The sequence below is a fragment of the Micromonospora sp. NPDC049151 genome (genome assembly GCF_040648395.1).
Classification (GTDB): Bacteria; Actinomycetota; Actinomycetes; order Mycobacteriales; family Micromonosporaceae; genus Micromonospora.
This window is the reverse complement of sequence record NZ_JBEZDP010000006.1, coordinates 56,290-70,372: the sequence shown is the minus strand read 5'-3', so window position 1 is coordinate 70,372 and position 14,083 is coordinate 56,290. Positions and strand designations below refer to the sequence as shown.

At 74.6% G+C, this 14,083-nt stretch carries 16 protein-coding genes; 10 read left to right on the top strand and 6 right to left on the bottom strand.

Annotated features, from left to right (window positions below; translation table 11 throughout):
- Nucleotides 1-28 precede the first annotated feature (28 nt).
- Nucleotides 29-1,819 (top strand): ABC transporter ATP-binding protein, encoded by a 1,791-nt coding sequence (locus AB0B20_RS09455; protein WP_357380851.1) that lies wholly within the window; start codon nucleotides 29-31, stop codon nucleotides 1,817-1,819.
- Between the two features lie 66 nt (nucleotides 1,820-1,885).
- On the opposite strand, the gene rpsD is transcribed toward AB0B20_RS09455, so the two are convergent.
- Entirely contained in the window at nucleotides 1,886-2,494 is a 609-nt protein-coding gene (gene rpsD / locus AB0B20_RS09450; RefSeq protein ID WP_357380853.1) for a 30S ribosomal protein S4, read from the bottom strand.
- A 67-nt stretch (nucleotides 2,495-2,561) separates the two neighbouring features.
- Here rpsD and AB0B20_RS09445 point away from each other — a divergent pair, with 67 nt between their 5' ends.
- A complete protein-coding gene (locus tag AB0B20_RS09445) occupies nucleotides 2,562-3,293 on the top strand; it encodes a DUF2470 domain-containing protein (RefSeq protein ID WP_357469522.1) in 732 nt (243 codons plus the stop codon).
- A gap of 43 nt (nucleotides 3,294-3,336) precedes the next feature.
- On the opposite strand, the gene AB0B20_RS09440 is transcribed toward AB0B20_RS09445, so the two are convergent.
- The 3 genes from AB0B20_RS09440 to AB0B20_RS09430 are packed head-to-tail and all read right to left on the bottom strand — an operon-like array spanning nucleotide 3,337 to nucleotide 5,404.
- The gene (locus AB0B20_RS09440; protein ID WP_357469518.1) at nucleotides 3,337-3,933 is read right to left on the bottom strand and encodes a TetR family transcriptional regulator; all 597 of its coding nucleotides are present in this window, start codon (nucleotides 3,931-3,933) and stop codon (nucleotides 3,337-3,339) included.
- Nucleotides 3,930-4,685, bottom strand: coding sequence for an ABC transporter permease (locus tag AB0B20_RS09435; protein WP_357380859.1), 756 nt, complete (start codon nucleotides 4,683-4,685; stop codon nucleotides 3,930-3,932). The genes AB0B20_RS09440 and AB0B20_RS09435 overlap by 4 nt, the downstream gene beginning before the upstream one ends.
- A complete protein-coding gene (locus tag AB0B20_RS09430; protein ID WP_357469513.1) occupies nucleotides 4,682-5,404 on the bottom strand; it encodes an ABC transporter ATP-binding protein in 723 nt (240 codons plus the stop codon). Before AB0B20_RS09430 ends, AB0B20_RS09435 begins: the two co-directional genes overlap by 4 nt.
- A gap of 110 nt (nucleotides 5,405-5,514) precedes the next feature.
- Here AB0B20_RS09430 and AB0B20_RS09425 point away from each other — a divergent pair, with 110 nt between their 5' ends.
- From AB0B20_RS09425 to AB0B20_RS09410, 4 genes are all read left to right on the top strand, one after another.
- Entirely contained in the window at nucleotides 5,515-5,904 is a 390-nt protein-coding gene (locus tag AB0B20_RS09425; RefSeq protein ID WP_013287558.1) for a MerR family transcriptional regulator, read from the top strand.
- An 82-nt stretch (nucleotides 5,905-5,986) separates the two neighbouring features.
- Nucleotides 5,987-6,400 carry a phosphoribosyl-AMP cyclohydrolase gene (hisI, locus tag AB0B20_RS09420; protein WP_357380864.1) on the top strand — a complete coding sequence of 138 codons (414 nt, stop codon included), beginning with the start codon at nucleotides 5,987-5,989 and terminating at the stop codon, nucleotides 6,398-6,400.
- Nucleotides 6,397-7,950, top strand: coding sequence for an anthranilate synthase component I (locus tag AB0B20_RS09415; protein ID WP_357380866.1), 1,554 nt, complete (start codon nucleotides 6,397-6,399; stop codon nucleotides 7,948-7,950). The genes hisI and AB0B20_RS09415 overlap by 4 nt, the downstream gene beginning before the upstream one ends.
- Entirely contained in the window at nucleotides 7,947-8,504 is a 558-nt protein-coding gene (locus AB0B20_RS09410) for a Trp biosynthesis-associated membrane protein (RefSeq protein WP_357469507.1), read from the top strand. Before AB0B20_RS09415 ends, AB0B20_RS09410 begins: the two co-directional genes overlap by 4 nt.
- Here AB0B20_RS09410 and AB0B20_RS09405 read toward each other — a convergent pair.
- Entirely contained in the window at nucleotides 8,497-8,772 is a 276-nt protein-coding gene (locus AB0B20_RS09405; RefSeq protein ID WP_357381168.1) for a hypothetical protein, read from the bottom strand. The two genes, AB0B20_RS09410 and AB0B20_RS09405, sit on opposite strands and share 8 nt — an antisense overlap.
- Before the next feature lie 444 nt (nucleotides 8,773-9,216).
- Between AB0B20_RS09405 and trpC the strand changes: the two genes are divergently transcribed.
- From trpC to trpA, 3 genes are read left to right on the top strand one after another with little or no spacing between them, the layout of a single operon-like run.
- Nucleotides 9,217-10,020, top strand: a complete 804-nt coding sequence (trpC, locus tag AB0B20_RS09400) for an indole-3-glycerol phosphate synthase TrpC (RefSeq protein ID WP_357381170.1) — start codon at nucleotides 9,217-9,219, stop codon at nucleotides 10,018-10,020.
- A gap of 35 nt (nucleotides 10,021-10,055) precedes the next feature.
- Nucleotides 10,056-11,282 carry a tryptophan synthase subunit beta gene (gene trpB, locus AB0B20_RS09395; protein WP_357380870.1) on the top strand — a complete coding sequence of 409 codons (1,227 nt, stop codon included), beginning with the start codon at nucleotides 10,056-10,058 and terminating at the stop codon, nucleotides 11,280-11,282.
- Nucleotides 11,283-11,286: 4 nt separating this feature from the next.
- On the top strand, nucleotides 11,287-12,090 hold the full coding sequence (trpA, locus tag AB0B20_RS09390; RefSeq protein WP_013287551.1) for a tryptophan synthase subunit alpha: 804 nt from the start codon (nucleotides 11,287-11,289) through the stop codon (nucleotides 12,088-12,090).
- Between the two features lie 110 nt (nucleotides 12,091-12,200).
- Here the strand turns inward: trpA and AB0B20_RS09385 are convergent, their stop codons facing one another.
- Nucleotides 12,201-12,737 (bottom strand): NUDIX hydrolase, encoded by a 537-nt coding sequence (locus AB0B20_RS09385; protein WP_357380873.1) that lies wholly within the window; start codon nucleotides 12,735-12,737, stop codon nucleotides 12,201-12,203.
- Nucleotides 12,738-12,839: 102 nt separating this feature from the next.
- Between AB0B20_RS09385 and lgt the strand changes: the two genes are divergently transcribed.
- Complete coding sequence (lgt, locus tag AB0B20_RS09380; RefSeq protein WP_357469502.1) at nucleotides 12,840-14,072, top strand: prolipoprotein diacylglyceryl transferase; 1,233 nt, start codon at nucleotides 12,840-12,842, stop codon at nucleotides 14,070-14,072.
- Nucleotides 14,073-14,083: the final 11 nt, after the last annotated feature.

Here is a 14,083-nt window from a genome sequence, read left to right as displayed (position 1 = left end):
CCGCAGTCGCGAACGAAAGGTGGGCCCGGTGAGCGCGACGACGGCGGAGGCGGACCGGAACACCGAGGCCGCCGAGTCGACCTGGCGGACGCTGCGGCGCGGGCTGGCGCTCTCCCCGGAGCTGCGCACCGGCCTGGCCGGCACGCTGGCGCTGGCGCTGGTCTACATGGTCGGCCGGGTCGCGGTGCCGGTGGCGGTGCAGCGCGGTATCGACCACGGCATCGTCGGCGGCCTCGACCTGAACGTCATCTCGCTCACCGTGGCGATCACCGCCGGGGTGCTGGTGCTCACCACCGCGTGCGGCTACCTGATGATGCGCCGGTTGTTCACGGTGAGCGAGACCGCGCTGGCCGGGGTGCGTACCCGGGCGTTCCGGCACGTGCACGACCTGTCCATGCTGCACCAGCAGTCCGAGCGGCGCGGTTCGCTGGTCTCCCGGGTCACCAGCGACGTCGACCAGATCACCCAGTTCCTCCAGTGGGGCGGCGTGATCCTGATCGTCAACCTGGGTCAGTTGCTGGTGACCACCGCCGTGATGCTCGCGTACTCCTGGCAGCTGACGCTCGTGGTGCTCGTCGCGTTCGCGCCCGCGGTGCTGGTGATCCGGCAGTTGCAGCGCCGCCTCGCCGGAGCGTACGGGCTGGTGCGGCAGCGCACCGGCACGCTGCTCGGCGCGATCGGCGAGAGCGTGGTGGGCGCGCCGGTGATCCGGGCGTACGGCATCGCCGGGCGCACCGCGCGGCGGCTGGACACGGCCATCGACGGGCAGCGGGTGGCCCAGCAGCGGGCGATCCGGATCAGCATCATGGGCAGCTCGGTGGGGGAGCTGGCCGCCGGGCTGGCGCTGGCCGGCGTGGTGGTGGTCGGGGTCAGCCTCGGCGTGGACGGCACGCTCACTGTCGGCCAGCTCACCGCGTTCCTGTTCCTGGTCACGCTGTTCATCCAGCCGGTGCAGATCGCCACCGAGGTGTTGAACGAGGCGCAGAACGCGATCGCCGGGTGGCGCCGGGTGCTCGACGTGCTGGACGTCTCGCCGGACGTGGCAGACCCGGGCGAGCAGGGCCGGAAGCTGCCGCCCGGGCCGCTGGACGCCCGGTTCGCCGGTGTGACGTTCGCCTATCCCGGGGGGCCGCCGGTGCTGCACGGCGTGACGCTCGACATCCCGGCGAAGAGCCGGGTGGCGGTGGTGGGCGAGACCGGAAGCGGCAAGACCACGTTCGCCAAGCTGCTCACCCGGCTGATGGACCCGACCGAGGGGGCGGTGCTGCTGTCCGGGGTGGACCTGCGTCAGGTGCGCTTCGACTCGCTGCGTTCCCGGGTGGTGATGGTGCCGCAGGACGGTTTCCTGTTCGACGCCACGGTCGGGGAGAACGTCCGCTTCGCCCGCCCGGACCTGACCGACGAGCGGCTCACCGCCGCCTTCGCCGAGCTGGGCCTGTCGGACTGGCTGGACGGGCTGCCGTCCGGGCTGGACACGCCGGTCGGCGAGCGCGGGGAGGCGCTGAGCGTCGGCGAGCGGCAGCTCGTGGCGCTGGCCCGGGCGTACGTCGCGGACCCGGACCTGCTGGTGCTGGACGAGGCGACGAGCGCGGTCGACCCGGCCACCGAGGTCCGCCTGCAGCGGACGCTGGACGCGGTAACCCGGGGCCGGACCACGCTCGCCATCGCGCACCGGCTGTCCACCGCGCAGGCCGCCGACGAGGTGATCGTGGTGGACCGGGGCCGGATCGTGCAGCGCGGCCCGCACGAGGAGCTGGTCCGCGACCCGGACTCGGTGTACGCGCTGTTGTACGCGTCCTGGTTGGAGCAGACCCGCTGATTCTGGCGGGTCCACCAGGGTTGGAGCAGACCCGCTGATCGTGGCGGGTCTGCTCGGGAGCGGCGGTCAGCGGGAGTAGAACTCCACCACGAGCTGCTCGTCGCAGACCACCGGCACCTCGTGCCGGGCCGGTTCGCGCACCAGCGTGGCGCGCAGCTCGGCCGGCTGCGCCGAGAGGTACGGCCGGGGCTGCGCGTCGGCGTGCGCACCGGTGGCGGCGAGCTGGAACGGCGGCAGCGCGCGGCTGCGCTCGCGTACGCCGACCACCTGGCCGGGCCGCAGCCGGTACGACGGCCGGTCGACCTTGCGCCCGTCGACTGTGATGTGGCCGTGTGCGACGAGCTGGCGGGCCTGGTAGACGCTGCGCGCGAGCCCGGCCCGCAGCACCACCGCGTCGAGGCGCCGCTCCAGAAGCGCGACGAGCGTCTCGCCGGTCTTGCCGGCGCCCCGGGCCGCCTCGTCGAACAGCCGGCGGAGCTGGGCCTCGCTGACGTTGTACTGGTGGCGCAGCCGCTGCTTCTCCAGCAGCCGTACCTGGTAGTCGGAGGTGGTGCGGCGGGAGCGGCCGTGCACACCCGGCGGGTAGGGGCGTCGCTCGAAGTACCGCACGCACTTGCGGGTCAGCGGGATGCCGAGGGCGCGGGAGAGCCGGGCCTTGGGCCGGGGGTGGTTCACGCGGAGGTCTCCGATCGTCTAGCCTTCTACTTAGGCAAGCCTAACCTATGTTGAGGAGGTCGGGATCATGCGACCCAGCCCGGCGGAGATCGTGCGAACCCTGGTCGCGGGCCGGTTGCCCGCCCTCATCCACCTGGCCCGGCAGCCCGGCCCGCACCAGGCCCGGCACGCCGTCGACGCCGACGGGCGGGTCCTGCTGCTCGTGCCCGTCGTCAGTGATTTCGCCGCGGCGCTCGTGCCGCCGTCCGGTGACACCGACGTGGCCACCGTGCTCGACGTGCTCGACCTGCCGCCCGCCGCCGGGGCGCCCTCGCTCGGCCGGGCCTGGGTGTCCGGCTGGGCGACGCGGCTGGACGGGGACGAGGCGCGCGACGCGGCGGTCGACTTCGCCGCCACCGACCCGGTCGGTGACCTGCTCGACGTGGGCAGCCGGTTCCACCTGCACCGATTCGAGGTGGCCGAGGCCCGCTGGGAACGCGCCGGGCGCGTGCGCCGGATCGACCCCGAGGCGTACGCGGAGGCCGAACCGGACCCGCTGCACCCGGTCGAGGCCGAGCTGCTGGCCGACCTGACCGACCACCACGGCGAACAGGTCGGCGACTACCTGCGGCGGCGGCTGGCCCTGACCGGCGACCGCACCCCGCGGGTGGTCCGGATCGACAGGTACGGGCTGGTGGTCGCGCACGGGCGGCCCGGGGCGACCCGGCGGGCCCGGCTCGCCTTTGCCCGGCCCGTCGCCGACGTGGCGGAGCTGTCCCGCCTGCTCCACCCGATGCTCTGCCCCCGGGCCGCGGCCTGAGCCGGCCGGACCGGCCGTCGGCGCCGCACGGCACGGGGGCGGCTCAGGCGATGTCGCCGGTGAGGTAACGCTGGACCGTCGGGCCGACGGCGGCCACCAGCGTCGCCGGCTCGGCGCCGGCCACCGCGTCGAGGCGGAGCACGTACCGCATCATGGCCAGCCCGGCGAGCTGGGTGGCGACCAGCCCGCCGCGCAGCGCGCGCTGCGCCGGGTCGACGTCGAGATGGTCGAGCACCCGGCGCAGCACCTGCGTGACCAGGAACTCGCGCAGCAGCCGGGCGGTCCAGTCGTTGCTCACCGCCGAACGCAGCAGCGCCACCCCGGCGGTGCCGGCGGGGGAGTCCCAGACCTCCAGGAACACCCGGACCATCCGCTCGCCCACCGCTTCCGGGCTGCCGTCGAGCACCACAGGCAGCAGCCGCCCCGGGTCGGCCGGGAACGCCGTCGCGGCCCGGAACAGCTCCTCCTTGCCGCCGAAGTAGTGGTGCACGAGCGCCGGGTCCACGCCGGACGCGGTGGCGACGGCCCGGATCGACGTGGCGTCGAAGCCGCGCTCGGCGAAGGCCTCCCGCGCCGCGGTGAGGATGGCCTCGCGGGTGTCCGGGTTGCCGGGCCGCCGCCCGGTGCGCCGCGCGTTCACCCGCTGCGCCGGCGCAGCGTCGCGGCGGCAAGCACCAGCGCCGCCACCGCCGCCCCGGCCACGATCGCCACGTCCCGCCACATCGTCCCGGTCGGCTCGGCGTGCGCGCCGACCTCCTGCAACGCCTCGACGGCGTACGACAGCGGCAGCGCGTCGCTGACCGCCTGGAGCCAGCCGGCCATCTCGCCGCGCGGCACGAACAGGCCGCACAGCAGCAGTTGCGGGGCCACCACCACCGGCATGAACTGGACCGCCTGGAACTCGGTGCGGGCGAACGCCGAGCAGAACAGGCCGAGCGCCACCGCCAGGACCGCGTTCACCCCGGCGATCAGCACGACCAGCCACGCGCTGCCCGCGGTCTCCAGGCCGAACACCCGGTACGCGACCACCGATGCCACTGTGGACTGGAGCACCCCGGCCAGGCCGAACGCGATGCCGTACCCGAACAGCAGGTCCAGCTTGCCCAGCGGCGTGGTGAGCAGGCGCTCCAGCGTGCCGGTGGTGCGCTCGCGCAGCATGGCGATGCTTGTCACCAGGAACATGATGATGAACGGGAAGAAGCCCAGCATGATCAGGGCCACCCGGTCGAACGTGCTGGGCGCGCCGGGCGGGGCGGGCTGGTCGACGTACATGAAGTAGACGAGCGTGAGCAGCACCGACGGCACCACCACGAGCAGCGCCACGGTCCGCCGGTCGTGCCGGAGCTGGCGCAGGATGCGCCCGGTGGTGGCGGCCAGGATGCGTCCGTTCATCGCGCCTCTCCCTCGGCGTCGCGGATCAGGCGCAGGAACGCCTCCTCCAGGTCGTCGGTCCCGGTGGTGGCGCGGACCGCCGCCGGGGTGTCGTCGGCGATCAGCCGGCCCTCGCGGATCAGCAGCAGCCGGTCGCAGCGGGCGGCCTCGTCCATCACGTGGCTGGAGACCAGCAGCGTGGTGCCGTTCGCGGCCATGGCGTGGAACCGGGCCCACAGGTCGGCCCGCAGCACCGGGTCCTGGCCCACTGTGGGTTCGTCGAGGACGACAAGCTCCGGTTCGCCGACGAGCGCGCAGGCCAGCGAGGCGCGGCTGCGCTGGCCGCCGGAGAGCGTGCCGACGAGCTGGTCGGCGGCGGTCGCCAGGCCGACATCGGCGACCGCGCGGTCGGCCTCGGCGCGGCCCCGGCCCTGGAGCACCGCGAAGTAGCGGGCGTTCTCCCGCACCGTCAGGTCGGCGTAGACGCTCGGCGCCTGGGTCAGGTAACCCACCCGGCGGCGCAGGTCGGCCGAGCCGGCCGGGCGGCCGAGCACGTCGACGGTGCCGGCGCCGATCGTCTGCACGCCGACCACCGCGCGCATCAGCGTGGTCTTGCCGCTGCCGCTGGGCCCGAGCAGTCCGGTGACGCTGCCCCGGGGCACCGCGCAGGTGATGCCGTGCAGCACCCGCCGTCCGCCCCGGTCGACCACCAGCTCGCGGACCGACACCGCGTCGTCCATGCTCGCCTCCGTCAATTCATCACCCGTTGAACTCAACGGTAGGTGAATTCCCCGTCCCTGGCAATGAGGGACTTGACTTCGAGTGCGCTCGAACTGGAAGCCTGAAGGGCGTGGACATCAGCACGCGGGAGATGAGCCTCACCGTGGGTGAGGCGGCGGAACGGGTCGGCCTGACCACCTACACGCTGCGCTGGTACGAGCAGGAGGGCCTGGTGGGCCGCGTCGGGCGGGACTCGTCCGGCCGCCGGCGCTACACCGAGTCCGACGTCAACTGGCTGTTCCTGCTCACCCGGCTGCGGCGCACCGGGATGCCGGTGCGCGACATGCGCCGCTACGCCGAACTGGCCCGGCACGGGGACAGCACGCTCGGCGCGCGGCGGGCGCTGTTCGAGGCGCACCGGGCCCGGGTGCTGGCCCGGATGGCCGAGCTGGAGGAGGACCTGAAGGTTCTCGAACACAAGATCGACGCGTACCGCCGGGCGGAGGAGGAATCCGGCTGAACGCCCCCGCCGGAGGCGCGAGCCGCCCGTCTCCCGGGACACGTCGGCACGGCCCGGGCCGCGTGCGGGAGAATGGTCAACCGTGCCCGCTCCTGACGCGCCGCTGACCGGCGCCCCCACTCCCGGACCGGCCCGCCCGTCCCGGCTCGACCCGGCCATCGCCGCGAAGCTCCGCCGCACCCCGGACGGCCTGGTCGCCGCCGTGGTCCGCGCCCACGACACGGGCGAGGTGCTGATGGTCGCCTGGATGGACGACGAGGCGCTGCACCGCACGCTCACCACCGGGCGGGCCACCTACTGGTCGCGCAGCCGCGGCGAGTACTGGGTCAAGGGCGCCACCTCGGGCAACCACCAGTACGTGCGCTCGGTGGCGCTGGACTGCGACGGCGACGCGCTGCTGGTCGGCGTGGAACAGGTCGGCGCGGCCTGCCACACCGGGCAGCGCACCTGCTTCTTCACCGAACTGCCGGTCAGCTCCCCGGAGGCGACCCCGTGACCGACGGCACGGTCCACCCGGACCGGTCCACCTTCGCCGACCTGGCCGCCCGCTGGCGGGTCGTACCGGTGACCCGGCGGCTGCTCGCCGACGCGGAGACACCGGTCGGGGTCTACCGCAAGCTGGCCGGCGGCCCCGGCACGTTCCTGCTGGAGTCCGCCGAACAGGGCGTCGGCTCGGCGGGCACGGCCTGGTCGCGCTACTCGTTCATCGGCGTACGCAGCAGCGCCACGCTCACCGAGCGCGACGGCGCGGCGAGCTGGACCGGCACCCCGCCCGCCGGCGTGCCCACCTCCGGCGACCCGGTCACCGTGCTGCGCGAGTCGGTCGCGGCGCTGGCCGGGCCGGCCTGGGACCCGGCCGGCGACATGCCGCCGCTGACCGGCGGCCTGGTCGGCTACCTCGCGTACGACCTGGTCCGCCGCTTCGAGCGCCTGCCCGAGCTGACCGAGGACGAGCTGGACGTGCCCGAGCTGGGCATGATGCTCGCGACCGATCTGGTGGTCCTTGACCACTACGAGGGTTCGGCGATCCTGGTCGCCAACGCGGTGCTGCCGCCGCTGGACACTCCCGGGCGGGACGAGCGGGTCGAGGCCGCGTACCATCACGCCGTCGGTCGCCTCGACGCGATGACCACAGCGCTGTCCCGACCGATTCCGCCCATGGTCTCGACGGTGGGCCGGCCCGGCGTCGGCGAGGTGGTCAGCCGTACCCCCGAGGGCGGCTACCCGAAGGCGGTGGAGACGGCCAAGGAGGCGATCCGGGCCGGCGAGTGCTTCCAGATCGTGCTCAGCCAGCGCTTCGAGCGCCCCACCGACGCCGACCCGCTCGACGTCTACCGGGTGCTGCGCACCACGAACCCCAGCCCGTACATGTACCTGCTGCGCTTCGACGGCTTCGACATCGTCGGCTCGTCGCCGGAGGCGCACCTCAAGGTCAGCGCCGGCCCGGACGGGCGGCGGCGGGCGCTGCTGCACCCGATCGCCGGCACCCGTCCGCGCGGCGGCTCCCCGGACGGCGACGCCCGGCTCGCCGCCGAGCTGCTCGCCGACCCCAAGGAGCGCGCCGAGCACGTGATGCTCGTCGACCTGGGCCGCAACGACCTGGGCCGGGTGTGCCGGCCGGGCACCGTCGAGGTGCCCGAGTTCGCCACCATCGAGCGCTACAGCCACGTCATGCACATCGTCTCCACAGTCGTGGGCGAGCTGCGCGACGACCGCACCGCGTTCGACGCGCTGGCCGCGACGTTCCCCGCCGGGACGCTCAGCGGGGCGCCCAAGGTGCGTGCCATGGAGATCATCGAGGAGCTGGAGCCGGTCCGGCGCGGTGTCTACGGCGGCACCGTCGGCTACTTCGCGTTCGGCGGCGACCTCGACATGGCCATCGCGATCCGTACCGCGCTGATCCGCGACGGCCGCGCCTACGTCCAGGCCGGGGCCGGCATCGTGGCCGATTCCGACCCCGCCGCCGAGGACCGGGAGACGCGGAGCAAGGCCGCCGCCGTGCTCGCCGCCATCGCGGCCGCCGAGACGCTGCGGGCGGCCCGGTGAGCGCGCCCGGCACCACCGCGCCACCGGCCCGCGGCCGGCGCGAACTGGCGTACGCGGTGCTGCTCTGCCTGGCCGGCGCCGGCCTGGCCTGCTGGGCGGTGACCCGGACCTGGGCGGCGGAGGTGACCGCCCGGGGGTCGCTGCCGTCCGGGCGGGCCGAGCGCACCGGTACGGAGCTGCTGCCGTGGGTGCTGGCGCTGACCTACGTGGGGCTGGCAGGTGGTGGCGCGGTGCTCGCCACCCGGGGACGGCTGCGCCGCCTGCTGGGGGTGCTGCTGGCCGGCATCGGCGTGGCCGTGGCGGTCGGCGGCGGGATCGGCCTGACCGAGGGCGGGGTGAGCCGGCAGTGGCCGGCACTTGTGCTGGCCGGTGGCCTCGCCCTGGCGGCCGGCGGCGCGTTCACCGCGCTGCGCGGCGACGGCTGGCCGGCGATGGGCGCCCGGTACGAGCGGCGGCCCGCTCCGGCGGACGAGCCCGGCCGGCCGGCGGTCGAGCGCGGCACCCGGGACGCGTGGGACGCGCTGGACCGGGGCGAGGACCCGACGGTCAGCTGACCGGCTGCGCCTCGCGCGCGTCGCGGCGCCTCCGGGCCGCGGCGCGCGCGGCGGTCAGCTCGGCCACCAGCCGCTCCAGCTCGCGGCGCTGCTCGGCGCGGGCCCGGTCGGCGCAGACCGCCTCCCAGGCGTTGCCCCGGGCGGTACGCGTCCGGCCATCCCCGGCCACCGCGCGCTCCAGCGTGTCCACCACGCCGACGGCGAGGGAGGCGACGGTACGGGAGATGGTGGTCAAGCCGATGCCCTGGGTCGGCCCGTTGGCGTTCATGGTCACCCCACACGAGATCGTTTGCGACGGTCGGCAGCCGCCGGCGTCGAGTGTGCCCGACGACGATGCTTCCGGGCACACGTTTCGCCGTCGTGAAGCACAGGTCAACGGTGTCGCACCGGGTACTACCTGGGCAGGGCCGGAGGTCCTTGACCTTGGTCACAGCCGCCCGCCGGAGCCCGTCCTGCGGGCCCGGAACGGTCGTGGTGAGATAGGGATGGGTGACGGTCGATGCCAGTGGTGGCGCTGCGTGACATGGCGTTCACCGCAAGTCGGCCATCATGCCACAGCCCATGTCGTGAGGTGCGCCATACCCCCCGGCACTCGTCGCCAGGTGGCGCCCCCTAGCATCGGCCCATGACGCCCGGAGAGGGGAGTCCGTTGGTGACTGCTGAGCATGCGCACGCGGAGGGGGACGACGCCGGAGCGGCGCCGTCCGCAGGGGTGCTCGACGAGATCCTGGCCGGCGTACGTGAGGACGTGGCCCGGCGCCAGGAGCAGGTTCCGCTGGAGCGGATCCGTGAACTGGCCGCCGCGGCGCCACCACCGCTCGACGCGTACGCGGCCCTGCGCCGGGCCGGCGTGGCCGTGATCGCCGAGGTGAAGCGCTCGTCGCCGTCCAAGGGGCGGCTGGCCGAGATCGCCGACCCGGCCGATCTGGCCGGGGACTACGCGGCAGGTGGCGCGCGGGCGATCAGCGTGCTGACCGAGGGCCGCTGGTTCGGCGGGTCGCTCGACGACCTGGCGGCGGTGCGGGCCGCGGTGAACGTGCCGGTGCTGCGCAAGGACTTCGTCGTCTCCAGCTACCAGGTGCACGAGGCCCGCGCGCACGGCGCCGACATGGTGCTGCTGATCGTCGCCGCGCTGGAGCAGAACGCGCTTGTCGGCCTGCTGGAGCGGATCGAGTCGCTGGGCATGACCGCGCTGGTCGAGGTGCACACCGAGGAGGAGGCGGACCGCGCCCTGGAGGCCGGCGCGCAGGTCATCGGCGTGAACGCCCGCGACCTGCGTACGCTTGAGGTCGACCGCTCGGTGTTCGAGCGGATCGCGCCCGGCCTGCCCAGCAGCGTCGTCAAGATCGCCGAGTCCGGGGTGCGCGGTCCGCACGACCTGATCCGGTACGCCTCCGCCGGCGCCGACGCCGTGCTGGTGGGCGAGGGCCTGGTCACCCAGAAGAGCCCACGCGAAGCCGTCGCCGAGCTGGTAAACGCCGGTAACCACCCGGCCACGCCCCGCCCGGTGCGCTGAGCCGCCGGGCCACCCGATCCGAGAGGACGCCCGCGATGAGCGCCGCACCCGCAGCCGGCCAGGTCCCCGACGCCGCCGGTCACTTCGGCCGGTTCGGCGGCCGGTTCGTCCCCGAGGCGCTCGTCGCCGCGCTCGACGAGCTGGACGCGGCGTACCGCAAGGCGATGGGCGACGAGGAGTTCCTCGCCGAGTTCGACGCGCTGCTGCGCGACTACGCCGGCACGCCCTCGCTGCTCTACGAGGCCCGGCGGTTCTCCGCGCAGATCGGCGCGCGGGTGCTGCTCAAGCGGGAGGACCTCAACCACACCGGTGCGCACAAGGTCCGCAACGTGCTGGGCCAGGCGCTGCTCACCAGGCGGATGGGCAAGCGGCGGGTGATCGCGGAGACCGGCGCCGGGCAGCACGGCGTGGCCACCGCCACCGCCGCCGCGCTGTTCGACCTGGAGTGCGTCGTCTACATGGGCCAGGTGGACACCGAGCGGCAGGCGCTGAACGTGGCGCGGATGCGGATGCTCGGCGCCACTGTCGTCCCGGTGACCACCGGCTCGCGCACGCTCAAGGACGCGATGAACGAGGCGATGCGGGACTGGGTCGCCAACGTCGAGGACACCCACTACCTGATCGGCACCGCCGCCGGGCCGCACCCGTTCCCGGAGATGGTCCGCGACTTCGTGCGCGGCATCGGCGTGGAGGCCCGCCAGCAGTGCCTGGACCTGACCGGCACGCTGCCGGACGCGGTAGCGGCCTGCGTCGGCGGCGGCTCCAACGCGCTGGGCATCTTCCACGCGTTCGTGCCGGACGCCGGGGTCCGTCTCTACGGCTTCGAGGCCGGTGGCGAGGGCGTCGACACCGGCCGGCACGCGGCCAGCATCACCGGCGGGTCGTCCGGCGTGCTGCACGGCACCCGCACGTACGTCCTCCAGGACGCCGACGGGCAGACCATCGAGTCGCACTCGATCTCGGCCGGTCTGGACTACCCGGGCGTCGGGCCGGAGCACGCCTGGCTGCACGACGCCGGCCGGGCCACCTACCTGCCGGTCGACGACGCCGACGCGATGGCCGCGTTCGAGCTGCTCTGCCGCACCGAGGGCGTGATCCCGGCGATCGAGAGCGCGCACGCGCTCGCCGGCGCCCGCGCCATCGCCCCCCGGCTCGCCGAGGAACTGGGCCGGGAACCGTTGATCGTGGTGAACCTGTCCGGCCGGGGTGACAAGGACGTGCACACCGCCGGCGCGTACTTCGGCATCCTCGACAAGGAGTGACAGCGTGAGCCGCATCGGGGTCGCCTTCGACAAGGCGCGGGCGGACGGACGGGCCGTCCTGGTCGGCTGCATGCCGGCCGGCTTCCCGACCGTCGAGGGCAGCATCGCCGCCATGAAGGCGATGGTCGAGGCGGGCGTGGACGTCATCGAGGTGGAGATCCCGTACTCCGACCCGGTGATGGACGGCCCGGTCATCCAGAAGGCCAGCGACATCGCGCTCGCCGGCGGGGTCCGCGTCGCGGACGCGCTGCGCGTCGTCGAGGCGGTCGCCGCGACCGGGGCGAGCGTGGTCACCATGACCTACTGGAACCCGATCGAGCAGTACGGCGTGGACGCGTTCGCCCGCGACATGGCCGCCGCCGGAGGCACCGGCCTGATCACGCCGGACCTGATCCCGGACGAGGCCGCCGAGTGGCTGGCCGCCTCCGACGCGCACGGCCTGGACCGCACGTTCCTGGTCTCGCCGTCCTCGACCGACGCGCGGCTGCGGATGACTGTCGAGCACTGCCGCGGCTTCGTCTACGCCACCGCGATCATGGGTGTCACCGGCGCCCGGGCGCAGACCTCCGAGGCGGCCCCGATCCTGGTCTCCCGGCTGCGCGAGGTCACCGACATCCCGGTCGGTGTCGGGCTGGGCGTGGGCACGGGCGCGCAGGCCGCCACCGTCGCCGGGTACGCCGACGCGGTGATCGTGGGCAGCGCGCTGGTCCGCTGCGTGCTGGACGCCCCGGACCAGGCCGCCGGCCTGACCGCCCTGCGCAAGCTCAGCGCCGAGCTGGCCGAGGGCGTCCGCAACCCCGCTCGCTGACGGCCGGTCCGCTCCACCCGCTCCCGGCGAGACCGGGACACCGCCCACCGCGCCGGGGGCCGAAACCTACCAAGATCTTGAGAGAGTCCCGCGTCGAGCGGGAAGGACGGTCAGCGGCTGCTGCTGTCGGCCTGCTCGGACGCGCGCTGGCCGGGCGGGGCGGGCTGCCCGTCGCCGGGTGGCGTGAGCGGGTCGGCGGCCGTGGTGTGGCGGAGCACGCCGGAGCGGCCGGCCAGCGCGTCCGCGACCGCCGCGCGCGTGGTGGGGGTCAGCGCGCCGGGCATCCCCTCCGCGGACCACCACTCCACCAGGCATCCGGCCACCGGATCGCCCGTGGGCCCGACGCCGGCCGGCGCGGCGCGGAACACGTGCACCAGCACGTCCGGTCGCCCGCCGCACCGCCCGGCCGGCGGCGGAGGCGCCTGCGGATCGGTGACCCGGTAGAGGCCGACCAGGTCGGCCGGCGCCACCGCCCAGCCGGTCTCGGCGCGGACCGCCCGGACGACGGCGTCCGCCGGACTCTCGTCGTGACGCAGCCGCCCGCCCGGCAGGCCCCAGCGCCGGGCTCCCTCGGACCGGCGGCAGAGCAGCAGCCGGCCGGAGCCGTCGGTGACGACAGCGGCGACCGCCCAGGTGAGCGGGGTCATGGACAAAGAGCCTACGACCGTGCAAACCAGATGTCATCCGACCCGCGCGGCAGGCGGCCCGGGGTGCCGCGCACACAGTCCGCACCGGTACCGTGTGCACCCGTGACCCTCGCCCCGATGACCCCACTGGCGGCCATGCCCAGCCCCAGCACCGCCGTCTGGCAGCTCGGTCCGGTTCCGATCCGGGCGTACGCGCTCTGCATCATCCTCGGCATCGTGGTGGCCTGCGTGGTCACCGAGTACCGGCTGCGCCGCCGCGGTGTGGCGCCGGGCGCGGTGCTCGACATCGCCGTCTGGGCCGTGCCGGCGGGCATCATCGGCGCGCGGATCTACCACGTGATCACCTCGCCGGAGAAATACTTCGGCGCCGGCGGTGAGCCGATCAAGGCGCTCTACATCTGGGAGGGCGGGCTCGGCATCTGGGGTGCGGTGGCCGGTGGCGCGGTCGGCGCGTGGCTCGCCGCCCGGCAGCTCGGCATCCCGCTGACGGTGATCGCCGACGCGCTGGCGCCGGGGCTGCCGCTGGCGCAGGCGGTGGGCCGCCTGGGCAACTGGTTCAACAACGAGCTGTACGGCGGGCGGACCACGCTGCCGTGGGGCCTGGAAGTGCACGTGATGGACCCGGACAATCCGGGTCACGCGCTGCGTGACGACGCCGGCAACCCGGTGCTCCAGCCCGGGCTCTACCACCCGACGTTCCTCTACGAGGCGCTGTGGAACGTCGGCGTCGCCGCGCTGGTGCTGTTCCTCGACCGGCGCCTGCGGCTCGGTCGCGGCCGGGCGTTCGCGCTGTACGTGATGGGCTACACGGCGGGCCGGTTCTGGATCGAGCTGATGCGCACCGACGAGGCGAACCTGATCCTCGGCGTACGGCTCAACGTCTGGACCGCCGTGCTGGTCTTCCTCGGCGCGCTCGCCTACTTCATCCGGGTCCGCGGGCCCCGCGAATACCTGGTGCCGGTGGGCGAGCCCGCTCCCGTGGCCGCCCCGGCCGGCGACGTGTCCCAGGTCGACCTCTCCGCCCGGGAGGCCGGCGCGCAGCCGGTCGCGCCGGAGGGCTACCGGGTGGTGACCGAGGAACAGTTCGACGCGTACCGGGAGACCGGCGTGCTGCCACCGGCGGAGCCGGCCGCCGACGACGAACGCCCGGACGCCTCCGACGACGTCACGAAGGCCGACGACGACGCCACTGGCGACGCCGGACGCGCGACTACCGACGCCGCCACCACCGGGAGTGCGGACGAGGCCGACGAAAGCCCGGAACGGGCGGACGCCGGGCGCACGAACGCCGGCCGGGCCGACGGCGGCGGGCGCCCGGCGGACCGGGACAGCTGAGCGGGGGAGTC

Coding starts and splice junctions, on each gene's coding strand:
- AB0B20_RS09445 (WP_357469522.1), top strand. CDS start 2,562: ATGCGACCCAGCCCGGCGGAGATCGTGCGAACCCTGGTCGCGGGCCGG.
- AB0B20_RS09435 (WP_357380859.1), bottom strand. CDS start 4,685: ATGAACGGACGCATCCTGGCCGCCACCACCGGGCGCATCCTGCGCCAG.
- AB0B20_RS09430 (WP_357469513.1), bottom strand. CDS start 5,404: ATGGACGACGCGGTGTCGGTCCGCGAGCTGGTGGTCGACCGGGGCGGA.
- AB0B20_RS09405 (WP_357381168.1), bottom strand. CDS start 8,772: ATGAACGCCAACGGGCCGACCCAGGGCATCGGCTTGACCACCATCTCC.
- trpB (WP_357380870.1), top strand. CDS start 10,056: ATGAGCGCCGCACCCGCAGCCGGCCAGGTCCCCGACGCCGCCGGTCAC.
- AB0B20_RS09385 (WP_357380873.1), bottom strand. CDS start 12,737: ATGACCCCGCTCACCTGGGCGGTCGCCGCTGTCGTCACCGACGGCTCC.